Origin of the sequence: Stutzerimonas stutzeri, assembly GCF_013522825.1 — a bacterium.
Lineage (GTDB): Bacteria > Pseudomonadota > Gammaproteobacteria > Pseudomonadales > Pseudomonadaceae > Stutzerimonas > Stutzerimonas stutzeri_AK.
The window spans coordinates 24,120-46,522 of sequence record NZ_JAAMQZ010000036.1 but is presented as its reverse complement, the minus strand read 5'-3'; the positions used below and the strand labels follow the sequence as shown (position 1 = coordinate 46,522).

The 22,403-nt window shown below is 56.6% G+C and carries 27 protein-coding genes; 14 read left to right on the top strand and 13 right to left on the bottom strand.

Annotated elements, in window-relative coordinates; all coding sequences use genetic code 11:
• On the top strand, positions 1 to 2,385 hold a 2,385-nt coding region (locus G7020_RS19105), incomplete at its 5' end, for a conjugal transfer protein TraG N-terminal domain-containing protein (protein ID WP_219852763.1).
• A gap of 27 nt (positions 2,386 to 2,412) precedes the next feature.
• Here the strand turns inward: G7020_RS19105 and G7020_RS19100 are convergent.
• The 7 genes from G7020_RS19100 to G7020_RS19070 form a co-directional block, all read right to left on the bottom strand.
• Positions 2,413 to 2,718 carry a hypothetical protein gene (locus G7020_RS19100; protein WP_043859881.1) on the bottom strand — a complete coding sequence of 102 codons (306 nt, stop codon included), beginning with the start codon at positions 2,716 to 2,718 and terminating at the stop codon, positions 2,413 to 2,415.
• Positions 2,719 to 2,902: 184 nt separating this feature from the next.
• On the bottom strand, positions 2,903 to 3,274 hold the full coding sequence (locus G7020_RS19095; protein WP_169715582.1) for a hypothetical protein: 372 nt from the start codon (positions 3,272 to 3,274) through the stop codon (positions 2,903 to 2,905).
• A gap of 18 nt (positions 3,275 to 3,292) precedes the next feature.
• Complete coding sequence (locus G7020_RS19090; protein WP_028621615.1) at positions 3,293 to 4,594, bottom strand: RNA-guided endonuclease InsQ/TnpB family protein; 1,302 nt, start codon at positions 4,592 to 4,594, stop codon at positions 3,293 to 3,295.
• 82 nt (positions 4,595 to 4,676) lie between these two features.
• Positions 4,677 to 5,711, bottom strand: a complete 1,035-nt coding sequence (locus G7020_RS19085; RefSeq protein ID WP_013100922.1) for a hypothetical protein — start codon at positions 5,709 to 5,711, stop codon at positions 4,677 to 4,679.
• A gap of 10 nt (positions 5,712 to 5,721) precedes the next feature.
• A complete protein-coding gene (locus G7020_RS19080) occupies positions 5,722 to 6,291 on the bottom strand; it encodes a transglycosylase SLT domain-containing protein (protein ID WP_013100924.1) in 570 nt (189 codons plus the stop codon).
• Complete coding sequence (locus G7020_RS19075) at positions 6,284 to 6,556, bottom strand: hypothetical protein (RefSeq protein WP_080922816.1); 273 nt, start codon at positions 6,554 to 6,556, stop codon at positions 6,284 to 6,286. Before G7020_RS19075 ends, G7020_RS19080 begins: the two co-directional genes overlap by 8 nt.
• A 36-nt stretch (positions 6,557 to 6,592) precedes the next feature.
• On the bottom strand, positions 6,593 to 7,573 hold the full coding sequence (locus G7020_RS19070; protein ID WP_181086671.1) for a ParM/StbA family protein: 981 nt from the start codon (positions 7,571 to 7,573) through the stop codon (positions 6,593 to 6,595).
• Positions 7,574 to 7,833: 260 nt separating this feature from the next.
• Here G7020_RS19070 and mobI point away from each other — a divergent pair, with 260 nt between their 5' ends.
• The 13 genes from mobI (at position 7,834) to G7020_RS19005 (ending at position 17,367) form a co-directional block, all read left to right on the top strand.
• The gene (gene mobI, locus G7020_RS19065; RefSeq protein WP_124097840.1) at positions 7,834 to 8,328 is read left to right on the top strand and encodes a conjugative transfer protein MobI(A/C); all 495 of its coding nucleotides are present in this window, start codon (positions 7,834 to 7,836) and stop codon (positions 8,326 to 8,328) included.
• An 822-nt stretch (positions 8,329 to 9,150) separates the two neighbouring features.
• The gene (locus G7020_RS19060) at positions 9,151 to 9,318 is read left to right on the top strand and encodes a hypothetical protein (protein WP_181086670.1); all 168 of its coding nucleotides are present in this window, start codon (positions 9,151 to 9,153) and stop codon (positions 9,316 to 9,318) included.
• Positions 9,308 to 9,664 (top strand): hypothetical protein, encoded by a 357-nt coding sequence (locus tag G7020_RS19055; RefSeq protein WP_181086669.1) that lies wholly within the window; start codon positions 9,308 to 9,310, stop codon positions 9,662 to 9,664. The genes G7020_RS19060 and G7020_RS19055 overlap by 11 nt, the downstream gene beginning before the upstream one ends.
• Before the next feature lie 94 nt (positions 9,665 to 9,758).
• Positions 9,759 to 10,235 (top strand): hypothetical protein, encoded by a 477-nt coding sequence (locus tag G7020_RS19050; protein WP_011154398.1) that lies wholly within the window; start codon positions 9,759 to 9,761, stop codon positions 10,233 to 10,235.
• Positions 10,236 to 10,264: 29 nt separating this feature from the next.
• Positions 10,265 to 10,966: a DUF2786 domain-containing protein gene (locus tag G7020_RS19045; protein ID WP_124097842.1), complete on the top strand. Its 702-nt coding sequence runs from the start codon at positions 10,265 to 10,267 to the stop codon at positions 10,964 to 10,966.
• A 319-nt stretch (positions 10,967 to 11,285) separates the two neighbouring features.
• The gene (locus G7020_RS19040) at positions 11,286 to 11,915 is read left to right on the top strand and encodes a hypothetical protein (protein ID WP_103406875.1); all 630 of its coding nucleotides are present in this window, start codon (positions 11,286 to 11,288) and stop codon (positions 11,913 to 11,915) included.
• A gap of 73 nt (positions 11,916 to 11,988) precedes the next feature.
• Positions 11,989 to 12,201, top strand: coding sequence for an exodeoxyribonuclease VII small subunit (locus tag G7020_RS19035; protein ID WP_013100931.1), 213 nt, complete (start codon positions 11,989 to 11,991; stop codon positions 12,199 to 12,201).
• Positions 12,188 to 13,582 carry an exodeoxyribonuclease VII large subunit gene (gene xseA, locus G7020_RS19030; protein WP_147811511.1) on the top strand — a complete coding sequence of 465 codons (1,395 nt, stop codon included), beginning with the start codon at positions 12,188 to 12,190 and terminating at the stop codon, positions 13,580 to 13,582. Before G7020_RS19035 ends, xseA begins: the two co-directional genes overlap by 14 nt.
• A gap of 89 nt (positions 13,583 to 13,671) precedes the next feature.
• Positions 13,672 to 14,142: a ParB/RepB/Spo0J family partition protein gene (locus G7020_RS19025; RefSeq protein WP_147811510.1), complete on the top strand. Its 471-nt coding sequence runs from the start codon at positions 13,672 to 13,674 to the stop codon at positions 14,140 to 14,142.
• 15 nt (positions 14,143 to 14,157) lie between these two features.
• Positions 14,158 to 14,388, top strand: coding sequence for a hypothetical protein (locus G7020_RS19020; RefSeq protein WP_181086668.1), 231 nt, complete (start codon positions 14,158 to 14,160; stop codon positions 14,386 to 14,388).
• Between the two features lie 105 nt (positions 14,389 to 14,493).
• Entirely contained in the window at positions 14,494 to 16,434 is a 1,941-nt protein-coding gene (locus G7020_RS19015; protein ID WP_128655747.1) for an AAA family ATPase, read from the top strand.
• Between the two features lie 206 nt (positions 16,435 to 16,640).
• Entirely contained in the window at positions 16,641 to 17,138 is a 498-nt protein-coding gene (locus G7020_RS19010) for a hypothetical protein (RefSeq protein WP_060765407.1), read from the top strand.
• A gap of 34 nt (positions 17,139 to 17,172) precedes the next feature.
• Positions 17,173 to 17,367 (top strand): hypothetical protein, encoded by a 195-nt coding sequence (locus G7020_RS19005; RefSeq protein WP_060765406.1) that lies wholly within the window; start codon positions 17,173 to 17,175, stop codon positions 17,365 to 17,367.
• Positions 17,368 to 17,691: 324 nt separating this feature from the next.
• Here G7020_RS19005 and G7020_RS19000 read toward each other — a convergent pair whose 3' ends face one another.
• The 6 genes from G7020_RS19000 to G7020_RS18975 all read right to left on the bottom strand — a co-directional run bounded on the left by G7020_RS19000 (position 17,692) and on the right by G7020_RS18975 (position 22,370).
• Positions 17,692 to 19,467, bottom strand: a complete 1,776-nt coding sequence (locus G7020_RS19000; RefSeq protein ID WP_128655749.1) for a phosphoadenosine phosphosulfate reductase family protein — start codon at positions 19,465 to 19,467, stop codon at positions 17,692 to 17,694.
• Between the two features lie 123 nt (positions 19,468 to 19,590).
• Complete coding sequence (locus G7020_RS18995; RefSeq protein ID WP_128655751.1) at positions 19,591 to 20,709, bottom strand: phosphoadenosine phosphosulfate reductase family protein; 1,119 nt, start codon at positions 20,707 to 20,709, stop codon at positions 19,591 to 19,593.
• A gap of 205 nt (positions 20,710 to 20,914) precedes the next feature.
• Positions 20,915 to 21,103 carry a hypothetical protein gene (locus G7020_RS18990; protein ID WP_084341291.1) on the bottom strand — a complete coding sequence of 63 codons (189 nt, stop codon included), beginning with the start codon at positions 21,101 to 21,103 and terminating at the stop codon, positions 20,915 to 20,917.
• Positions 21,104 to 21,121: 18 nt separating this feature from the next.
• The gene (locus G7020_RS18985; RefSeq protein WP_084341292.1) at positions 21,122 to 21,532 is read right to left on the bottom strand and encodes a hypothetical protein; all 411 of its coding nucleotides are present in this window, start codon (positions 21,530 to 21,532) and stop codon (positions 21,122 to 21,124) included.
• Between the two features lie 73 nt (positions 21,533 to 21,605).
• Positions 21,606 to 22,067, bottom strand: coding sequence for a hypothetical protein (locus G7020_RS18980; RefSeq protein WP_128655753.1), 462 nt, complete (start codon positions 22,065 to 22,067; stop codon positions 21,606 to 21,608).
• 48 nt (positions 22,068 to 22,115) lie between these two features.
• Positions 22,116 to 22,370, bottom strand: coding sequence for a hypothetical protein (locus G7020_RS18975; protein WP_161565788.1), 255 nt, complete (start codon positions 22,368 to 22,370; stop codon positions 22,116 to 22,118).
• Positions 22,371 to 22,403: the final 33 nt, after the last annotated feature.

The window sequence follows — 22,403 nt, the reverse complement described above, 5'->3', positions numbered from 1 at the left end:
CCGGTTGAGTGGCCGGATGGCCGTGGAATCAGTGGCCGGATGCGCGTGGAATGGGTGGCCGGATCAGCGTGGAATCGGTGGTCAGATGCTCATGGAATGGGTGGCCAGATGACCGTGGAATCCGCAGTCGATGCCATGAACCATTGGCAAGAGCAAAGAGCCGCAATGGCTCTTCGCGAATCGCTCAACCAGCAAGAAATTCAATGGGCGGGGAAGGGCGACAGCTTCAAACACTACATGAGACCGATGATCGCCTTCTTCGAGGGCATGCTCTATGCGATGACGCCGTTCATGGCCTTTGCTTTGCTCCTGGGTGGGCCTGGCCTTTCTATCCTCGGCAAGTATCTCGTGTTGCCGCTGGCGGTGGGTTTGTGGATGCCGCTGTTGAGTATCGTGAATGCTTTTACCCTCTGGTATGCAGGCTCCCAGATGGAAGCCGTATTCAACGGCTACGACCCCACAGGTTCTGGTTTCGCAATGCTCCAACTCATGGACATAGACAAAGCCATCGGCAAGGCACTGGGTATTGGCGGTCTGCTTGCGGCGTCCGTGCCTCCATTGGCACTGTTCATCGTTTCCGGCTCTGCCATGGTTGCCAACAGCGTCATGAGCCAAATGACGGCAGGCGACAAATTCAAGTCCGAAGACGTGAATCCTCGGGCCCAGGATAGCGCACCTGTTCTCAGTCAAAATGCCTCGTTTACTTCCGACCAGGTAAGCTCCGGGGTGAGCAGAACGGGATCGCCGCAGCTTGCTGAGACGATAACCGGCGACCAAGCTGCGAGTGCAGTCCTTCAGAGCGCCCAAACCGCCTCGCAAACGGCCACGAGCCAGTACCAGAGCAACCTCTCAGCGGCAGGCCAGCAACTAGCCTCGACGAGTACAGGGCGCGAAGCGATGACGCAAATGGGCGAAAGCATCAAAGCTAGCGATGCTCTCAAGCAAAGCTCTTCCTATAACCAGGCAGTTGAGAATCTTCGAAGCAGTGGTTTCTCTGAGTCGTCGATAAACATGGCAACCGCAGCCTCAGCGCTTGGTGGGCAAGCCGGCCTGAAAGGCATCATGGCCAACCTCAAAACCAGTGATGGCAAGTCGCTTTCCGAAATGAGCGGCACAGAGCGTCGAACTGCCGAAAAATCTCTCTCGCAGTTAAGTTCTTCCGTGGAGAGCGCTAACACCCGTGACCTGACATTTGCCACCGGTGATGCCTTCCGTGACTCGTCGATGGCCCAAAGTAGTGTTAGCAACACTGATCAGATAAATCAAAGCCGCACTGAAGCTCTACAGGCACAGAATACGTACAGCCAAGCGGCTTCTCAGCAAGACACCATCAGGGCAAGTCAAGGCCTCAATCTTCGCGATGCAGCGATCAAGTCGCTATCGAGAGGCGGGGTATCTCGAGCAGAGTCTGGCTTAGAACTTCAGCGCATGGCTGGTGCAACTGATGAAGGGAAAAAGCTCTTCGCTGAAGCATTTAATAGCCAAAGCATCAAAGATATGTCGTCGAATACGGACGAGCAGAGGGCGATGGCGGCAATCCGGGCGATTAACCAGCAAGGCAGGCTCGGCGAATTGGTCATGAGCCAATTCAATCCATTCGACTTCAACGTAGCTCAGGGTAATGCGGGAGAGTTTGCAAACATAGCAGACAAAGCCGGCGCAGCAACGGCCGGGAACTCAGGTTTGCAAGGCGAGTTCAATTCAAGATGGCAGGGTAACAGTGACGCATATGCAGGTGCTCAGGACATGAACATTTCTGCTAAGGAAGCGGCTGAAGACCAAGGTGCTGAGCTTGTCGGAAACCGTCATGCGGAGAACAGCCTAGCCCCACAACTCGCGCATGCTCGCAACAGTGAGGATGTTAGAGGGGCGGCAGATTCAGAGGCCGCGCAGCAACTATCGACCTTCGGTAAGAACTACGATGATAAGGGCTTGATGATCAAGGCCGCATCGGCGGTTCAGAGCATCCAGTCGGGCGGCAAAACGCTTACGAACTTCCTGGCTGGCAACGAGAACACACAATTCAGCAATGACGTTTCTGAAGGGCAGCAACTGGGGCTGACAGATAGCCAAGCCGCACTTCGAGCAGCTAGCCGGGCAGGCATGCCAACGGACTCTGATATTTATCAGTGGTCCTCCTACCACACCTACTCGGAAGCCATGATCGCGTCTGGCGGGGATGAAGACTATGCGAAGGGCGTCCATGCTTCATTGACGTACCAGGCAGCAGGAAGTGATGGAACATCTGCTGACCGGCCGGTTGTGGAAACTGTCGCTGCGGGCAATCGTCACAATCCCCTGCCCAAAAACTTTAGACCTGCGGCAATTGAAAATGCTGAACAACCCAAACAGGCCAGCGGACCGAGGAGACCGTCAATCGAATGAGTAAAAAAGGGGCTTTATAGCCCCTTTTTAGTTGAAGCCGACAAAGACAAATCGGTAGATCGCCATGACAGCGAAAAAGAGGGCGATTCCACCAATGATAGTCAGCTCCAAAGAAATCGCTCGAAGCCCAAGAATGGCATCACGACGCAAGCGAGCAAGCCCGCTTTTCCGAGGCATCCCATTCCACTCCTCGCTCAAACAGAAGGGGCAGATGCTTTTGAGAGGCTTCTCACCCCCGACCTGCACACCATCGACATAAATCGATCGCTCCATAACCACACGTGGAACCATCATTTTCTTGCAGCATTGGCACTCAGCCTTGTCGTTTCGCATCTCGTTCACCCCTCGAAAGTTCTTACCCTAAGAATCTCACAGCGCGCTGTAAACCCAAGCGAATCTACGTAATGGCAGGAACTGGCTAGGGCAGGCCTCTCCCTGGATGGGTAGACACCTCACCTTCGCGACTGCGGGCGAGCCTGGCGCACAACGAAACCTTTCTCTCTATCGACTGCCCAATTCATCCCTTGAAGAGTTCGGCCAGCCAACCCTTCACCGCGATGGCAATTCGCTCCCGCAACAGGAACATCAAAACAGACAGGCCAAGGCTCACGCCCAACGCCTCGGCACCCAAGCGGGCGAACACGACGATGTTGATCAGAAGCAACACCATGATGCCAAAAAACTCAGCATTCGCTTTTGCTCCAGTGAGAACCTGCTGCTCAGTCAGCATCCACTTGGGCGACAGGCAAAACGGACAAACCGAAGACTCCGGGTCCCGGCCACCAACGGGGACGCCGCTGATGTAGAAGGGGGCGCTAGTGACCACCTTCGGGACCATCATTTTCTTGCAGCACTGGCACTCAACTTTGTCGTTTCGCATCTCGTTCACCAATGAACTCTTCCGCCACTAAACCGCATGTGCGGTTGTCGTCGGAATTTCGCGGGTCGTTGACTTGGGCTTGACCGCTTGCGCGGACAGCGGCTTGAGTCTCGCCGTCACGCCCGTCCCAGGCGTGTCTTGCAGTATCCAGGCGTCGAGCAGTACGACCCTGGCGCTGTTCTGATCCCTCGGCAGCACGCAGCCACAGGCACAGCGGTGCATGCGCTCACTGAGCAGTTTGGGCACGATGGCCCAGCAGGCTGAACAGCGCTGCGAGGGTTTTAATCGGCGCGTATCGGACAGATGCAAAACGGAACCAGCTTCGTGCGCTTTGTAGGTGAGCATCTGATGCGCCATGCTGAAGCCGGCCGAGAGAATTTCCCGGTTCAGTCCAGCCTTTTGCCGCACGCGACGGCCCGGTTTCTCAACCGTGCCCTTAGCGCTGCGGCTCATGTTCTGGGGTTGCAGTTCTTCCGTGGCGATCAGGGCGCAGCGCTGCACCAGGGAAGTCGTTTGTTTATGCAGGAAGTCGCGCCGTCCATCTGCAATGCGCTGGTGCAGACGGATGATTTCCTGGCTTAGCAGCCGATAGCGGTGCGAACCCCGCTTCCTTCTGGCGCGTTGTCGTTGCAGGTTGGCCAACTGGGGCAGCGCCTCGCGCAGCCAGCGGGGGTTTTCGATCTGGCTGCCATCATCAAAGTTGGCCCAGTGACTGACGCCCAGGTCGATACCAATTGCATCGTCGCCTGTTCGCTCACGCCGACAGGCGGACTCGGGCACCCGTAGGGTGATCGAGGCATACCACTGATCTTGGCCGGTGGCGTGATTGCGGCGGCGGCTGAGGGTCAGGTCATTCGGCGTGAAATCGGCGAAACGGTGGCGGCCCCGCAGACGAATCATCATCGCGCCCTTGCCGCTGCCCAGCCGCAACGTGCCGCCGCGCTGGCCGAGCTGCTGGAGCTTCCAGCCGGCTGGATCGGGGTAGGAGAAGCCCGAGTAGCGGGCGCTGGATTTGAAGCGGGGAAATCCCGGTGACTGGCCAGCTTTGACCCGGCGAAAGAACGCCTGAAAGGCTCGATCCAGTCGGCGCAGGGTCTCTTGCAGGGCATGACTACCCAGCTCGACCAGCTCCGGCCGAAACTGTTTTATGACGGGTAACGTGTTCTGTTGGTCGTAGTAGCTGATACTGATACCAGCTTTGCGGTACGCCTCGATGCGCTCCTGAAGCGCAGCGTTGTACAGTTCGGCGTGCAGGCGCACCCAGCCGTCCAGCCGTTCTTGCTGGCTGACATTGGGGTAAAGCCTAAAGGTCACTTTTCGCCTTTGCATGCTTCCGACCCTACAGCATCTCACCCATAACCCAAGTCGTCCGCTTGGCATGCCGCCTGGCTACGGGCCTGGCAGAGGATGTTCAGTGGTTGCACCAGATGCATCGGCCGGGCTTGAGCGCGTAACGAGCATTGATCTCCTTGCACTTGCTGCATGGGGTGAGAGTGATGTCTCCGGTCTTCATTGCGTTGCTGAGCTGGTAGCCATTGGAAGGGGAGATCATATCGCTGGCCTCGACGCCAACCGCTTTACACAGCTCCACATACTCACGATGAGCCGCAACCACCGCGCGAGCATTCGTCCGCCGAAGAGGATTGTCGGCGAGCAGCCTGTACACAGTGAGGTAGAGCAGGCTGTGAAGAGGGCTTTCAGCCAGTGTCTTATTCGGTGCCTGTATGCGCCCGCTTTGGGACTGGACAAGGGGGGTATCCCGTAGCAAGGAGCGCTTCATCCGAACTACCTCGTCTGCATTCAATCCTGTCCATTGCGCGACCAGCTTCGGCTGTAGCTTCTGCTGAAGCAACTCGGTCGCAACCACATCGAGGGGCATCGTAGACGGATAGTCTTTAACCCGGCCTATGCCACTTACGCCAGGCTTCAGGAAGTACCGAAGGTCGCCAAGCAATACGGTGGTCACGTCTCTCAGTTGATCATCTGGCGATGATAAGTTCATCCTCAGCTTCCTGAGGTTGCACCTGGTGCCAATCGAGAACCCGCCGCGGCTCACCAGCATCATGCGAGAGTCGAAAGATCCTGCCTCGAACACCCGATACCCAACATCGTCGAGGCCTACAGCCAGAATAGGGCTTGTTTCGTTGACGCGGGAGAAATGACAAAACTCCATGAACATGACCATCTTGTTGCCAATCTCCCTGAACTCCTCATCGTCCAGGTAGCCCCTGCCGACTTTCAGGGTGTTGTAGTGAACACGGTAGAGAGAAACGGGAAGGGCATCTACAGCGTTCAACTGACGCTGGTTCGCGCTCAAAGACGAAAGCCAAACCATATCGCTTTGAGTCAAGCGCTGCTCGGCGAGAATGACATTGAAATCCCGCAAGCCAGATGTCAGCCAGCGCAGGCCCATTTGTATCATCGATGCGTTGATCTTAACTCGCATGTCCCTGCCCTTACTTTAAACGCTGTAGTGAACGCCAAATGCTGAGCACATTACTCGCATACTCGCGTGCGTCAAGTTCACGCTTTGGGTTTCGTGTATGGTACCCACCAATAGCAAGTTGCATATCGACAGGATATTGAGCAATCGACTCGCAAAGTATCTGAGCACCAACGCGGATGTTCACCTCGGGGTCAAGAAGAAACTCCGGGCGCGCTACTCTATTGCCGTTCCAACGATAGTTTATTTGCATAATCCCTATGTCGGTGAGGATGTCTTCGGCAATATATTTGCCGAGTACAGCCTTGGCATCCATGTAGGTATTAGGGTACAGAGCGCCACTAGGTTCATTGCGAAGCGCAAACGGGTGTGGTGCAATCATCCCTTTTCCGGCAGATGTTTTAGATTCCTTTAGAGCTAGTGAATATAGAAGCAGAGGGTCCGGCTTGCATGCGGAGGCCATTGACGCTCGCTCCCACATCGTTCCTTTTAATGAAAAGCCATTAGCTTTAGCGCTCACTGAAGTACCTATGGCAATGCATGCAGATACTGCAATAAAAGAACTGATACGGATATTAAACATTTGCCCCCCTTATCCAGCTGGCAACTGGACGAGAGGCTGGCTCATTACTGACCTGTTCCTTTTTGTCATCAGCAACAATATTATCTTGCTGAGTATCTGCTTGCTTGCTTTTAGCATCTTCGGTCGCACTAATCATGCTTAGATATAGCGCTGCCATTGCAACAAGTCTTTTACCCCGATAATCGGGGTCAATAGTTTCAAGATGCGCGTGCAATTCTTGTGTCGCTGGCGTGACTCGACATTGTAGTCTCATCGTTTTATCCACATTCCCTCCTTAGCGCGTCCTTGCGCACCCGTTAAATTAAGAGCGTGCGATATGCCAGAAACCTTCGGCATTGCTTTTTACGCTGTTCGCGGGCTTGACTACCAATGCGTCGGGAAATTCTTTTCTGGCAAACTGCTCATACAGTGAGGCTCCCCCGCCGCCGAGGATCACGCAGTCGATCGCACGGCCTTTCAGGAATCGAAGGCCTTGTTTAATCTCAGTGAAAACGGATGGGATAACACGCTCGGCAGCACGCTCAAGATATTCTGCAAGTTCAACCTTGCGGCCATAAACAAGGATGTATGACTTACCCGACTGGAGTGCATGTTCAATCTTTTCAACGCCAGGAATGCCGCCATGATCCTTCGCAATTTCTTCATTGCACGCTTCAAGTACAACAGACATAGCCTTGAGGCTGCTGCTGCTGGAGTTGACTACCAGCTCGCGGTGGTCAAATACGACCCAATCAACACTGAAGAATCCTGGATCGATAATGATCGAAACTGACTCCTCAATAACTTCAGATGCATCTGAGTTGCAGTAGATCTCCGTCAGAGTCCCGATCGGTTGAGCAACCACCTCGACGCGCTTAACGGTAACCTCTCGCTTTGGCGTAATGCGATGTGTCCCAGTCATACGCTTTACTAGGGCTTCCACGTAGGCCTTATCGCGAGCCTGCGAGACAGGAAGACCAGTTACCAAGCAGTCAACCACGTCTTTATCACCCGCGGCATGCAGCAGAGCCCCCTTAAACAGGGCCTCATAGGCGTGCGAAGACGTGTAATCCTCGTGCAGTTCACGTCCATCTTGAACACGGCCGGGCGCGGCAAATGCCACCCAGGGCGCGCCATCAACCTCCACGATTACCTCACCAGCACGTAATCCAGAATCCCCAGGCAGAACGCTCAGGGGAGCGGCCTGCGAGGGGCGAATAATCGACTCAGGATGCCCATCCCCGCTGCCAAAAACGCCAATCACGTTGCTGTAACCAATATCCAGACCCAAGGCGTTACCCATTTGAATGCCGCTCCCAGCAAATAATGACAAAAGAAGTGCGCCAGATGACGACGCGTATGACCCCGTAGCACATGAAACCCCACACCCACAGAATCCCAAGCGCTATACCTGCATCAACCGGTCACCAGATGACGACGCACCGTAATAATCAGTCTTCCTGAAAGCTTTGGGCTCCGTTTTCAGGACGTTTTTGCGTCTGAAAACGAGCCACGCCCTCTCTGTCGACCCGCAAAATGCTCCCATCCACAAAGGAGCAACATATGAACTCACCCTGTGAAGCCCCAAAGCACCCAGCAGTAGCTGAGCTTGATCGTGTCTATTCCAGCCTGGTAGGCCGAGCGGAGGAGCTGCGCGACTCTTTCTTCCAGACAGCCCTTTCACTGCACGCAGGTAAGCCAGGGCACATACCGATCGTGATCCGTATCCGGCAATCCAGCCCGAATGCCGTCACCATCGAATGGGCGAAAGTCATCTTGCCGAGGCTCAGGGAAGGCGAAGCCAAGAAGCCGCGGGTCATCCGGACAATCAACAAGGGCCAAGGAAGCAAGTACCAGGTCTCGTCGTTCTCATTCGTGAAGGAGCCCTTGAAGAACATAGTTCGGGCCTACGAAATCCAGCTCGCCGAGATCCGGGAAACGTGTTCAGTCATTCAGCGAGTCCGCCGTCAGCTTGTCCCTGCGGTAAAGAAAGCTGGCGTGGTTGACGGCTCAATTTCTGCGTTCATCACTCATGATTACCCCGCAACGTCCGACTAAGCGTGTCGACTGTGAACGGTGCCGAAAAAATGCTGGAGCCCAACAAAATCAAGGGTTCCGGCCTACAACACCCCTTCACGACACCCCTTCACGACGCCCTTCGGCAATGACGACACCTCTTCACAGTACCCTTTGCTGCAAACCGACCCGGCTGAATAGCCGCGACGCCTTAACGGGCGGGCGTTTCAGGCCAGCAACACCCCTTCACAACACCTCTTCACAACACCCCTTTGGCGATGACGACACCCCTTCAAGGCAACCATCTGAGGTGGATATCCCTACACCCCACGTGGCGCGGGCCTTTCAAAGCGGTGAGCATGAAACCAGCCCCAATGCGATTTTCTCTCTATGTGAGGTGAACCGTCAGACTCCCATAAGCAAGCGAGGTGGTGTGAGGGTCGCTTTCCTGAACATGTGTCGCGAAGCGGATGAAGGCTGTGTGTCGGAAGTGAGCAAACACCAGCGGGCGGTAAGAGGGCGGCGATCGGAATCAGGACGCATTAAATCCTTGGGATTGGATGCGATGGTGGGAGCATTGGCACAGCGCAAATTTGCGGGCTGGAGAAAGCGGCCAGGATTGAGGGGGAGTAAATCTCATGCTCGGGAGCGAACAACTGGAACTGCTGCTTGGATCAATCGGCGCATTGAGTGCCGGGTTAGCAACCGCCTGGCTGACCTACTACGGATCGAGGTATGTACTCAGCGATGCGAAAACCGACTGCGCGAAACTGCGGGCGGCGATGAAAGCCTTGGCTGGCAAATCTGCGAGCGCAAGGGGAGGGTCTAGCGAATGATTTTCGTGAACTTGCCACAACTGGGAGCATGGACATCAGCCGTCCACGGGATGATTTTCGCTGGCATGTGCGTGATCGGCCTGGCTTGCTGCGTAAGCCTGTTGATCAAGTCAGCATTGGTTGTCACCAGCGTGATATCGAACATAAAGAGCCGGCTAAACACGGCAATGAACAGGCGGTGACATTTGGAGTTTAAAAAGAGAGGTGACGGCAGGTTATTTCCGCCGGTACTACCAAACGGCGATTTCATAGGCGTTGCCCACGGGAGCCAGCTCCGGCAGGTTCTTTTTTCAGTGCGGGATGAAGGCCTGTACGGGGAGGGTGTATTTCTCCTATGGCACGAAATATCCGGCGTATCCATCACTGACGCCAGAGGATTTCAGATTCGGAGCGGAAAATATGCCAGCGGCGGAATTGGATTTTACGCAGGGGCATCTGCTCTGCTCGATTTGACTGGGGAAATCGTTACCCGGATAGATGGATACACTGTCGACTACTGCCTGATGAACCGAATCAGTTACGAATCAAACAGGAAGATCTAGTTCGATGCTGCGTTCGTGCGCTTTTAAACGTGTCGCGAAGCGGATGGATGCATGTTGTTAAGGTGAACCACAAATTTAGGGACAAGGGGATTTTATGTACGGCGTTAATGAGTTGATCGGGGCCAGCGGTAGTTTTTCTCTTGAAGGATACAACCTCCCTGCGGATAAGGAGTGGTCTGAGGAAATATTGGAGGTGCTGCATGCAGACATTCCGGGCAGTCATGATCTTCTAATTGCAATCGTACTCACTCAGGAGTGCGCAGGGTTGCGTGAGCGGAGTTCTATGGCGATGGCGGTAGTGCTTAGTGAATACGAGTCAACGCTCGGGCAAGCGGATGCGTTGCGAGCAAGAACGTTTTTTGCCGCCGCTATCACAGAGCTGAAGATGGTTCTCGATGAACTTAAAGACCAGCCGCAAGCAGAACAGGAAAAAGTGTTGTCGCGTTTGGGGGAGTATTTCGGGGCTGGCGTCCAAAAGTTGGACACCTCTTTTGAGGGGATGGAGCAAGTATACTTGCTGAGCAACCCGAATACGGGGAGATATTGGTTGTCGCTGAAGCGTCATGCTTAATAACGTGTCGCGAAGCGGAGGATTGAGCGGTGAGTGAGTGCGCGACTGGAGACAAGAACAAGCGCGCTCGCGCACTGGACAGAATCAAGAAATGTTTTGCGCTCGCCAAATCCAGCAACCCGCATGAGGCCGAAGCAGCAATGCGGCAAGCCCGCAAACTTATGGATAAGTTCAAGCTGGAAATAGGCGATGTGCATGCCACCCAGACGGAAGAATTTTCCCTGCGGATCGGTAAAGCCAAAAGCGTTCCGCCACAATGGATTCGCATGTTGTCGATGACGGTTTCTAAAGCGTTTGGCTGTGTGAGTTTCTACAGCTATGGCCCTGACGGGCAATCGCTGATTTTTATTGGAGAAATCGGTAGCGCTGAAATGTCGGCTTATGCGTATGAGGTGCTTATCCGGCAACTGAAAGACTCCAAGAGAAAATACCTCTCAGGAGTCAGTATTCAGGGCACAGTTCAAAGGCGCAAAGCGGGGGTGCTGTATGCGGAAGCATGGATCATCGGCGTACACAAACGAGTAGAGGAATTTTCCGGCGTTACGGAAGAAGTGGAAAGGGCAATCCACGCTTATACGCAGAGAAATTATCCAGGTGTTCCGGTCACAAAGATGAAACGCCGAAAACTGGATATGGATGCGTACCGAGCCTACATTCAGGGCAAAAGGGACGGTGAAAGCGTTTCTCTGCACAAACCCATGGGGCGTGACGAGCACATGCAGTTGGAATGAGGTCACGCCAGGAATAAGTCCCGCTCGAGCGGGATTTTTTTCGTCCGAGGTTTGTCCCCGGAAAGTGGGGGTAAGCCTGTGGATAAAGTCCTGGCGTGGCGGCCTGGGAACGCTCCCCCGGCGATGCTCAAATTTCAACCAGCCGGGCGAAATCGACATCACGCTTGACGTTCGCAATCGAGACAGAGATATTCCCCTCGGCACACGGGTAGGTGCCTGCCGTCCACACTGGCAAAGCGAAAGCACTACCGACAAACCAACGGAACCCTTACGGGTGCTCCGAAGTGGACACAGAGCATCAGCCTTTGGAGGCTGCCGTATGCAAAACCCAATCACACTCCGCGATATCGAAAACCTCAAAAAGCTCGCCAAGCAGGCAAAGGTCCGTCACCCAGGACTGAGCCATACGCAGCGTCTCAACCTGATGGCGCAGCATCATCTTCAGGCACGTAGCTACCACGAAGTTCGCAGGTGGGTCGCCCGCTCGCTGGAGCAGCACTACGAGCGGAAGGACGGTGGCGTGGTCTACTGCAAGCTCTGCCGCTTTTCTTTCGTCCCCGGTATAGCCGAGGACTCGACTACTCACGAGAAGCGTCACCTCAATTTTGAGGAAGCTCTTTTCTCCCTCGGTGCGTTACCAGCTGCACATGCCACCCGAGAGCAAAGGAAACGCGAGGCGCATAACCTCATCCATTCCGCGCCGTCCCCCGGCGAGGAACTGGCTGGAGTCGAGCAACTGGTCAACGCCTGGTATGACCGTTCGCTGGAATCCGCGATCGGCAATGGCGACTGGAAGAAACACCCTAGCCTTGCCGAGTATGCCGCGATGATCGTTCCAACCGTTGAGGCCTGGTTGCGGCAGAGCAGGGCGTTGTACCTGTCCAAATACGGCTGCAATCGAGGCGTGATTCCAGAGGGTCAGACAACGTGGGTTCAGCCTGAGAGCTGATAGGGTTGGGTCTTTTGGGGAAGCTGCGACAATCGGCACGTTGATTGATCCCATCTTCCCCAGGACTTCCCACATGAGCCGAGATACCTACGAAGCCAACATCGCCTTCATCGACCAGACGGTAAAGCGCCTGGAGCGCAATGAAGTCAGCATCGACGAGTTGGAAACCCTTGCTCGCGAATTTGCGGATGCCCGTAAGTTCTGCGCCGACCGGCTTACCCGTATCGAGGGCGTTGTTCAAGCAACCTTGGGCGCTGAAGAAGGACAGGCCGGTGAGCGCACCTGATCCGATTGAGCAGCACCTCACTCTCAGCGCATACCTTACCCAGATCCAGAAGGCCATCCGTGCTGCGGTGCCAGACAGCTGCTGGGTTGTTGCGGAACTCAGCGACTTCAAGCGCCGCCCGAACGGCCACTGCTACATGGACATCTTGGAGTCGCGTGAGGGAGCCGAGGTCGCGAAGGCGCGGTGCACCATGTTTGCGAACGTCGCCGGCAAGGTACTTGGTGAGTGGCAGCAGGCAACCGGAGGCCTGCCCCAAGCAGGAATGAACGTCCTGCTGAAAGTGAGGGCGGATTTTTCCCCTCAGTTTGGCTTCTCCCTGATGGTCACCGGCATCGACCCGAGCTACACGCTGGGTGACATGCAGGCCAAGATGCAGAAGATCATTGCCTCCCTGAAGGAGCGGCAGTGGTTCGACCTACAGCGGGGGCTTCCCTCTCCAGGGGGCTTCTGGCGCGTTGCGGTTGTGGCTCCGCACGAGGCCGCTGGACTGGCCGATTTTCGGCGTGATGCAGAGCAGTTGGCTGCGGCCGAGGTATGCGGCTTCGAGTATTTCTCAGCGACGTTCCAGGGTCGTGATGCATCAGATAGCATCCGCTCTGCGTTGCGGACTGTTCATGAACAACATCAACAGCAGCCATTCGACGCCGTATGCATCATCCGCGGGGGGGGAGCGAAAAGCGATCTGGCCTGGCTCAACGACGCGAACCTTGCGGCTTGGGTCTGCCGGTTGCCTGTCCCGGTATTCACCGGCATTGGGCACGAGGTCGACGAGTGCGTGCTTGACCTCGTGGCGCACCGCCGGTTCGACACACCATCGAAGGTCATCGGGTTCATCAAGACAGCGCTCATGTCTGAGGCCTCAACTGCTCGGGCTCAGGTCGAGCGGGCCAACGGCATGATCTTGCGCCTGGTGTCTGGCCAAGCCCCGCATCTGGATCGCGCTTGGGGCACCTTCAGCCGGCGGGTGACGGAAATGCTCCATGGGGAGCACCGGCAACTGTTGCAACAGCAAAGCAGCCTCGACAAAGGCCGGGACCGCCTCATCAGCCAACAGCGCATGGCCCTCCAGCTCGCGCAGGATCGATTTTCAAGGCTCGGGGCTGGTCTGTGTGTAGCTGAGCGCCAAAGGGGGCTGTTTGCCGCCTCGAGGGTGGCTTCCCTGAGTAGGGCGCTGATCACCAAGGAGTTTTCGCGCCTGGAGCTTGCATGCACGGTCTACGACAAGACAAACCCGCTTGCACTGCTCGGGAGAGGCTTTGCCTTAGTCCGTGGCCCTGGTGGGGAGATCATCAGCAGTGCCCAGCAGGCTCGCGATGTCAGCAAGCTCGATCTGGCCTTCGCCGATGGCCATGTCATTGCGGTAGTGGCAAAAGCGCAATGACGCAGCAGAAATATTCCATCTGAATTGCCGAAGAAGGCTGCGAGTGGCGAACCGCAGAGCACTACCCCGAAAGGTCGAGGAAAACAGACTTGAAAAACCCCACGGCGGTCCAAACGAACAAGCTGGTGCGAAGCAAGCTCAGCCCAAAAACTCCCAGTCAGGCCCAAGTCGATGCTATGGCTGAGAGCATTCTCAGTTACGGAATCATGGAGCCCCTTTTGGTTACCCGTCTTGGTGACCGCTATGAGATTACCCCTGGCGGTGGCCAGGTTCGCTGGCTGGCAGCTAAGCAACTGGGTATGGATATAGTCCCTATCCGTGTCGTGGAGCTCGATGATCATTCCAAGGCCGCGGCAGCCCTTATTTGCAACACTGTCCGAGAGAATATTGCGCCAGAAGAGGTCATCAACAGCCTTGAAAGGTTGGTTTCCGAGTTCGGGATAAATGCGGCCGATATTGTGACTGAGCGACTACCTGAGCTTCAGGAGATATCTGCTGAGCACCCAGAGTTTCAAGACCGGATCAAATCCTTACTTGATAGCTGTGAAATCGAAAACTGATCAAGGAAAGCGGATATGGCCAGCCGACGCCAGCCCTTCACCCCATGCAAGCTGTACATCGATGGCGCTGACGACCTGAGCGCTGGCGACTACATCCTCACTTCCGGTGGGTCGGCCTACCTGGTGCAGGCTACTCGGCCCAGCCCGAGCAAACCTGAGCGTCTGTATCTGGATTGCCTGCGCTGGCCACCCGATCAGATTCCCGAGGACGCCAGGTGCTACCAACTCAACTGGTACCGGCGTTGAGACAGTGTGACCTCAGGCTGGCCTGGCATACACTGGATAGCTGGGCCCGCCGCCGGCGATAGTGCTGGTGGCGGTCGACGATGTTCATTTCACCGAGATAAAAGTGTGAGCGACCCGGTTCTTTACATCCCACTGCTGGCTTCACAGGCCGACATCTTGGTTGATCCGAGTAGTTCTGCTCGTGTCCTACTGGGGCAGTGGGACGTGCCCCAAGTGGCTTCGGTGGCTGTCATCCAGAATTTACCGGCCCTGGACGGAAAGCCGAAAAGCGAAATGCTCGTTGAGAAGGCCCTGGCCGAGTTGATCTCAGTCGGAACGGAACTGAGCCAAACGCATCCACCTGGTACGTTTTCTAGCCTGATTGCCGGCCGATTTAAGCGAGAGTTGTTTGAGCGAGGGCTGGCGCTTATGCCTCGGCTGCGGCTGCGCTTCCTGGATGAGGAGACGCTGGACGCGAAGCAATTCCTGAATGGTGGCCACTGGGACTTCAACTTCTGTGCGGCGCACACCCAAAAGCTCAACCCGCTCAAGCATTCGTTCGAGACCCCATCGGGGAAAACAATTTCTCTGTCGAATCAGCAGAGCCGGACGTTTCGCGTTATTCACGCCGAACCCGATGAGAGCATCCATATCCAGGGCCTGGCTGGTACCGGCAAGACCCACATGATCGAACGCTTGGTGGACTCGCTTTCATCATGTCGACCACTCGTGCTGGCGTTCACCGCGGTGCAGCTCCAGGCCCTGATGCAGCGAATCGGAGCCGCGAACGTGAGAGGAATGACGTTCGGAGATCTCGCCAACTACGTGCTTGAACGAAGTGTCGGTTATTACAGGCCGGGCAAGCGGGCATCCGCTCGGCACCAGGTTACCCCGGAAGACATCGCTTCCCGGTTAGGCTTCGGGTCGATAAGTAGGCTCAGTCCAGCCCAAGTAGCCACGGCCTGCGCGAGGATGGTTGCCTCCTTTTGCAACAGCACTGACCTTGCCTTATCAGAGCAGCACATCCCCAAAGGGCTTACCCTCGATGCCGTAGATCGGTTGGTGCTGGTAGGGTATGCGCAAAGGCTGTGGGACCAGACCATAGAACCAACCGATCAGCGCCTTCAGCTCCCGCTTCGCGGCTATCACCGAATCAAGCACATGACCCTTCTTCATGAGGCGGTCATAGGTCTGGAGTTCACCCACATCATTGTCGATGAAGCTCACGACCTGAGCTGGCCACTCTCGGTATTTCTCGACCGCTGTACCCAGCCCGTGATTACCCTGGGTGACGCCTGCCAGCGCCTGGATGGGAGCTACTATCAACGGGCTAGCACACTCCGCAAGCACGAGATCACCCACTCCATTCGCGCCGGCCGGCAGATCGAGGGAGTCATAAACCCCCTCATCGACAAACACCCGATACTGAAATTGGCTTCGCTCGAGGGCAACAACGGCATCGAGACAAAGGTTGTCTACTACGACAAGCCAGAGGTTCCCTCCGGGGCCGTGACGATACTGGTTGATTCCGAGTGGGGATTATTCGAATGGTTTCAGCGCCTGGGGAGCGCTGGCGCGACTTTCAGCTTGCTACCTGGAGCAATCAACACCTTCCGCCGGTTCATTCTCGATTGCATTGGCCTGTTCCATGATCAGGTGCGGCCAACCCACAGCGCGCTCTTCAGGTACACCCACTGGGATGATCTCCGGGCGGACATGGGCAGCAAAAATAGTAGCTTTCAGCGCATCGACCGGATGCTCAGTAAGGGCTATAGCTCATCAGAGTTCGAGGCATCGTTACTCAACCTCGATGCGTCAGGGACAGCCCCACTACAGCTCGGCCGGGTCATGGACGCACGCAATTCAGAGATCGACGCTGTGATGCTCGCACCAGACTTGCTCAGTCAGGTAGGGCCTGGTGACCGCATTGCAGCGAGCAGGGCTTTTGCAGCCCTTTACACGGGGGGATCGAGAGCTCGTCACCAGCTCATCGTCCCTGGTTATCTCCGGGACTGGGCGTCTGATATGTCCACGGCGGCGAAAGCTCAGCCTACTCCATCCCCCTGAAGCCCCCGCCGGCGACCTGGACAGCAGATTGGCCTGGGTCGTACAGGGGCATATCTTCCAAATCCGAGGGAAACGTTTTCTGACCGCTTTGCGACCTGATTACGGCCTTGCTGGCGCTGACGGCGTGGAATAATCGGTCGAAATCAGCGATCAAGGGTTCCCCTCCAATGAATGCTCTATCGAAAGGCCTGCTCGGGTTAGGGGCTATGCCCATCACGCTGCTGGGCTCATTTGCTGTGTTTCCGGTTTTCGATGCGCCCAGCCAGGGAAACTGGATAGTCGCCGGTACCGTCGCTGCTGCTGGCGCTCTCGGGGCCTGGTTTCTTGAATGGACGGAGCGGAAAGTGGTGGCGAATCGCGTCGTCATCGACCTGAAGCCGAATCAGGTGATCGTCAACGGTGTGTCGATCGACTGCGCGTTTTCCTCCATGACTCATTTCTTCAGGAGCCGCGATACGCTTGCCGAGGCTGTTCGTCTCGCCGTCAACGAGGCCATGCTCAAACAGGAGAAATTCCTTGTCGCTCGAAAATCGGCGCTCATCAGGATCTGGCCGGGGAGCTTTCAGGTAACCGACTTCGAGCTGGAGGCGTTATCCGCGGCCATGGGTGCCGAGTTCATCTCACCGGCGTTTGAGCTGATGGGGCAACCGATGGCTCCGCAGGAAAGCCGCAACCTTCCCAGTGCACCGGCAGTGAATCCCTGAGCACACAACACCTTTCGGACGGAGAAGTCGAACAGTGGCCATCAACGAAGAAATTCAGGCGGTACTAAGCAACCCAGGAACCAGTGACTGGCTGAAGAGCAGTTTGGAGAAGGCGATCCACCGCGATTGCGTGGATGCGGCCAATGATGCCGAGCTGCTGCACGACCTGCTGAATCGGCGGTGCGATGCAGTTCTGAACGCCGCAGCCGGGCACGCCATCCCTCGCTGAGAGGGATGGTCAATTACAACAGAATGCCGGGTACTCGCTGGCGATCCATCGACTCGGCTTTCGAGGCAGGTACCAACTCCTGACAGTGCCACCCATCAGCGAGCTGGATGCAACCCGGCGCGATCATCGCAGCCGACCTCACCCCGGCAGGCACCGCCTGGTTTTGTATCGGCGCGCTTGTACAGCCACTGGTGAGAATTGCGAGCAGAGCGAGTAGCAGAGCCTGGCGCGGCATGGGATGTATCCTCTGGGTTGAGTTCGAGCCGAATCATGCCGCTCGGAACGAGAATCCCAAGCTGACCAATGCGTAGCCGAGCGGAACGGTCAGAACAGATCGATCTGGCCCAGTGAGTTACCACCCAGGCGGGCTATCAGCGCAGCGCGGTCATGCAGAATGGGCTGAAGATCGCTTCTGAAAATCTGGTTGGACATCCGCATCATCCGATCCCAGTCGCCATGGTCGCCCTTGTAGATCGCGATGGTTCCCAACCCCATCAGGTAATGGAGTCCCGCAGTCGGAGACTGGTCGAAAGTCACGCGGGACAGGGCGTTATCCAGCTCGAAGTTCACGAACAGCTCTGCACCTTCGCGATCGATCTCGAATCCGCTGCTGGTCACCACGTCCATGACCACCATGCCACTGCGTGTTGTGGTCAGGAACTCAGCATCGGCAGCAGCATGGGAAATACTGCGCAAGCCGTTGAACATCCCCTGGTACTGATCATCACAGAACGGCACTTCGACTTCGGGGTATCGCAGGTCTGCCTCGGTATACTTTGGCAGCGCCGCGATATCTGGGATCTCATAGCGAACACCTTGCTCGTAGACCTCCAGGAACACCCTCATTGCGGTAAACGGCTTCTGGTATCCATACCGGCCCCAAAGCGCCTCGACCGCCAACAGTTGCTGGATATCCAGGAGCGTGAAGCGTGGCTTGATACCGGCTTGCTCGGCGGCGTCAAACTCGTCGAGCTGGATCGTGAGCATGATTCCCAGCAGCTCTTTGGTGAAGGCCGGCGAGTAGGAATTCGGAGCGATTTTTATCGTCCCCGTTTCCTTATCAACCGTGCGAGCCAGCCAGCATCGAGCGCTCGGATCGAAGTGGCGGGCCTTGATGTAGTTCCGCAAGTCGTTCAGGGGCTTGAGCCAGTCGTACTCGCCGCCTTCCTTGGCGATCATGCTCTCGGCCGACGAGTCTCGAGAGACGCGGGTACATGACCAGCAGCCTGTACGATGGCCACACGCGGGGCGTTCGGATTGTTTCCCAGCCAGGTAGACGTTCACCATGCAGTCCCCGCCATTCATGTCGCGGTAGACCTCAACCAGCTGATGAAAGCTGTCGTAGCACTCAATCCGACCTGCTATCACCTGGCCGATGTAGCTGAACACGTCCATGGTGGTCATTTCAGCGATAGGGCTGAGTACCCAGTCGTGCCCGCCGGCGTCGGCGGCGAGATTCACCGCCTCAAATGCGCTCTCGCCGCGCTCGGACATTTTCCGCTCGCGCTGCACCGATTCATCGAACCGGGTACCGATCAGCGAAACGATATCGTCGTCAGTACACTTGCGGCCGAGGCGAGCCGAGACATCCCGGAGGATTGCCTTCTTCACCCGCTTCAGTGGATCTGCTTTGGTCATTTGCTGGCATTTGGCGTTGGAGCCTACGCTGGCGATGATGCGCCCGCCGACCAAGCTAACCAGGTAGTCATTGCTCAGGCCCGGCTTTGCTACCCACACCTTCACCTCGATGCCGGCAGCCTTCGCGTAGGCCTGCATTTGCTGCATCTGGCTCTGGTTGTAGCAATGGATCACCGGGTTTTCCATGCGGGTGTCGGAGTGCATGACGTTCAAGGTTGGCACCGCGAAACCTTCGGTGGCCAGCTCGCGAATTGCAGTGAACGCGATGTTCAGCGTAACGCTTGAGTCCTTGCCGCCACTCCACGCCACAACAGGCTGCTTGCCGGCCCGCACGACGCGCTTCACAGCGTCGACCGCACCGGCAATCTTCTCGGTCAGGGTCTTCTCAGGCCCACGAACAACATTGGCAGGCATCTCCTGGACGCCAGCGGAAGAGAACAGATCGACATCGAACAGCTGCATGACAAGCTCCGTGCTTGAATCCGGCTCCTCACTGGAGCTGATGGATTCAAGGTACGGCAGGCATCGGAAATCCCAAGGAACTGAGGCCGGGCTCGGTTCAGGAGAAATCCGCGGAGGAGTTTTTTAAATCGATCCGCAGCCTTCGGTTACGAATGCTCCAGCTGGCAACTGCCAAGCCTTGCCCTCTGGCGTGAAGATCGGCAGTACGTACTCGCGCTGGCGCGCCTGGGCAAGTGCGTCCAGATCAGTGATATCGAATGCTTCCGCTGTGGCCGACAGATCCACCACGTTGATTTTCTGCCGGCTGATAGTGCAGCCGAACTCGTCCTCGTAACCGGCTATCGGGGTGACCCGCTCAGGGAAGTATTTTCTGATGGTGGCCCATACCTTCGGGGAGTTGTAGATGCACGTCATGCAGCTGAAGCGACCCCAGCCCAAGCGGTAGGGGACAGGTGCCTCCACTCGGTGGCGAGCAAGCAGCTCCCACACCTGTTCTTCGCTGTAGTGCAGCACCGGTCGCCAAGCATCTACGTGCCGGCCGAGGCGACCCTTGCGCCGGTCGACGGCGTGAGGTTCCAGCTGATTGTATTTGCTGCGGTTGCTCGACTCAGCACGGCGCTCACCAGTGACGAACAAGGTCTTGGTACCGAGAAAGCGCTCCTGGTTGGTGATGGCCCGGCGGCCCACGTCGATCTTGGCCGCGGAACTACACCAGCGCGTTGTCAGGCTGGCGCTTTGCTGAGGAAACCGGCGGCGGGTCGCCGGTGAAGTCCGACTGGTATCCCGATCCAAGCAAATAATTCCGCCTGGAGTTTCGACCATGTGAGGTTTGGAGTAGGCGTCCATCTTGAGCATTTCGCCCTCAATGCCGCCCTGCAACCAGGAGAAATAGACCGGCAAATTGAATGCCTCGGCGAATTTCTCAATGAAACTGTCATTAAAAGCCCAGTCCATGAGGGTGCTCCCCTCTGCACCATCCACCCGGTGGTGCCAGAGCTCGACACGACGCAGATCCACCCCCTGCTCGATCAGGGCCAGCAGGCAAGCGATGCTGTCCTTGCCTGATACACAGACTACAACGTGGTCGTAGCTGTCCAGATCCACTGTCGGCGCATCGAAATAGGTGCCATCGGCCAGTACCGTAGGCTCAGGCTCGAACCCAAGCAGGGTGAGCTGCTGGCCCAGTGCCGGGATAACTACCTGGTCGTCGAACTGGTGTGCGCGGGAGATTGACGGGTGCATTGGCTGTCCTCTGAGCACCTACCTGGTGCCTACAGACTCAGCCTACGGCGGCAACCGAGAATCCCAAGTGATGGGTGGCGGAGGTGGGCGGCTCCTCCTTGCGACAGGAGGAAGCCGAGGAGAAATCATCTACAGGAAACAGAGCACGATCGGCTGCTACTTGTCAGCGCTTCTCCTGGATGGGATGGCTCTTTCGTGGCCGGGCTCACCAATCCGACCGACTCAGACGGTACGTGCCTGGAAGGCAGTTCTCGGCATGGCTCAACTTCGCTTCGGCTTCGGCCTGATCGTCCGCGCGGTCGATGGCGATCCAGTCGCCGTTCAGCTGGCGCTCCTCCACGAACCACACAGGGTCATCTTGTTGCTGCATCAAATCGCTGGGTACGTTCGCCATCGTGGTCTCCATTCCGTCTTATTCGTCGATCCAGCCCTTTTCTTTCATCCGCTCAGTCTGGCGCTCCAACCAATCCAGCTGCTCGTAATAGTCGCGCTCTGAGCCTTCGGCATACTGCTTCGGATTGATCGCGCGGTGCTCGGCAACCCGAGCCAGGTGTTGACGGCCGCGCTCGCGGCGATCGCTCCACATGGCCGCACCGACCTCGAGCAGATGCGGATCGTTCTCGCGGTGCTGATGGTAGTAGGTGGCCATCTCGACAAAAATCGCGAAATGCTGTTGGTCGAAGTTGGCCAGGGCGTCGCCCCGGAACTGCCCGAGCTGGCCGTTGTAGCAGCTCAGGGCAAAATCTTGGAGCGCGCCGGCGGCGCTATAGGATTGGTGGAGCAGGATTTCTCGGTGTTTCAGAAAAGGGGACTCACTGGCCATATTGGCACTCCTCCGTGTCGGTACCGCAAAAGCCCGCTGGAAGCGGGCTGGCAATGGATGGCTCGACTGCCGGTTATATCGCGCCAGTCTGCTTCACGAGAAAGTAGGCCTTGGTACCACTTTTCAAATCTCTGAGGTCTAGGCCAAGAGCGCCACTTTCGTCCACCAGATCGCCGCCGAGAACGATGTCGCTGATCGAGCCGTCACCCTCTGTGCAGGAAAGAGAACCTTCCCCGTTACCGAAGTTACGATAAATCCTGCTTTCATCGAGCTTCCGTATCACCTGGATCGTAATTCGGCATTCGCGCTTGACCAAGTTGTCGATGAGCTTCTTGTTGGCCTGTTGGAAGGTGCCTGCGGCATGGTTCAGCCCATCGAAGTCCTGGACGTTAGCCGTGGTGAGCAACCCCGGAGAAACGACGATGACAGGGATCACTGACATGGAAGGGATTAACGTCAGCTGCTTATCCGAGGCCTGGGCAAAGGAAAAGGTTGAACCGAGCACAGCGGCGAGTACGAACGCAAAATTTTTCACAGTACAGTTTTCCTTAGAGATGCTGATCAGGCGGGCGATTCATTGACTCTACTCGTCTTCTGAATACCAGAGGCGGACGCCAACGGCGTTCGTAGATACCGCGCCTCCTAGGCCGGCCCAACCCATGCTGGACGAAGTATCTACCAGCGTTTCGACGTTAAAGGGCTTAACAGATCGTTCCTTGAGCCACGCATTCATTTCCAGCATGGATTGGGCCAGGGCTGAATCCCCTGAACCACCAGCACGGAAATCCTTCCGTTTAATTTGCATACTGGTCCCCGTGCTGGTGGTCTGCTGGCTCACTGTTTTCGTCCGATTCCCACTCGATTACGTCCC

Excerpts from the sequence above, each read along its gene's own strand:
- G7020_RS19100 (WP_043859881.1), bottom strand. The coding sequence starts at position 2,718 with ATGCGAAACGACAAGGCTGAGTGCCAATGCTGCAAGAAAATGATGGTT.
- G7020_RS19090 (WP_028621615.1), bottom strand. The coding sequence starts at position 4,594 with ATGCAAAGGCGAAAAGTGACCTTTAGGCTTTACCCCAATGTCAGCCAG.
- G7020_RS19085 (WP_013100922.1), bottom strand. The coding sequence starts at position 5,711 with ATGCGAGTTAAGATCAACGCATCGATGATACAAATGGGCCTGCGCTGG.
- G7020_RS19080 (WP_013100924.1), bottom strand. The coding sequence starts at position 6,291 with ATGTTTAATATCCGTATCAGTTCTTTTATTGCAGTATCTGCATGCATT.
- G7020_RS19070 (WP_181086671.1), bottom strand. The coding sequence starts at position 7,573 with ATGGGTAACGCCTTGGGTCTGGATATTGGTTACAGCAACGTGATTGGC.
- mobI (WP_124097840.1), top strand. The coding sequence starts at position 7,834 with ATGAACTCACCCTGTGAAGCCCCAAAGCACCCAGCAGTAGCTGAGCTT.
- G7020_RS19060 (WP_181086670.1), top strand. The coding sequence starts at position 9,151 with ATGGACATCAGCCGTCCACGGGATGATTTTCGCTGGCATGTGCGTGAT.
- G7020_RS19050 (WP_011154398.1), top strand. The coding sequence starts at position 9,759 with ATGTACGGCGTTAATGAGTTGATCGGGGCCAGCGGTAGTTTTTCTCTT.
- G7020_RS19040 (WP_103406875.1), top strand. The coding sequence starts at position 11,286 with ATGCAAAACCCAATCACACTCCGCGATATCGAAAACCTCAAAAAGCTC.
- G7020_RS19035 (WP_013100931.1), top strand. The coding sequence starts at position 11,989 with ATGAGCCGAGATACCTACGAAGCCAACATCGCCTTCATCGACCAGACG.
- G7020_RS19020 (WP_181086668.1), top strand. The coding sequence starts at position 14,158 with ATGGCCAGCCGACGCCAGCCCTTCACCCCATGCAAGCTGTACATCGAT.
- G7020_RS19010 (WP_060765407.1), top strand. The coding sequence starts at position 16,641 with ATGCCCATCACGCTGCTGGGCTCATTTGCTGTGTTTCCGGTTTTCGAT.
- G7020_RS19000 (WP_128655749.1), bottom strand. The coding sequence starts at position 19,467 with ATGCAGCTGTTCGATGTCGATCTGTTCTCTTCCGCTGGCGTCCAGGAG.
- G7020_RS18995 (WP_128655751.1), bottom strand. The coding sequence starts at position 20,709 with ATGCACCCGTCAATCTCCCGCGCACACCAGTTCGACGACCAGGTAGTT.
- G7020_RS18990 (WP_084341291.1), bottom strand. The coding sequence starts at position 21,103 with ATGGCGAACGTACCCAGCGATTTGATGCAGCAACAAGATGACCCTGTG.
- G7020_RS18985 (WP_084341292.1), bottom strand. The coding sequence starts at position 21,532 with ATGGCCAGTGAGTCCCCTTTTCTGAAACACCGAGAAATCCTGCTCCAC.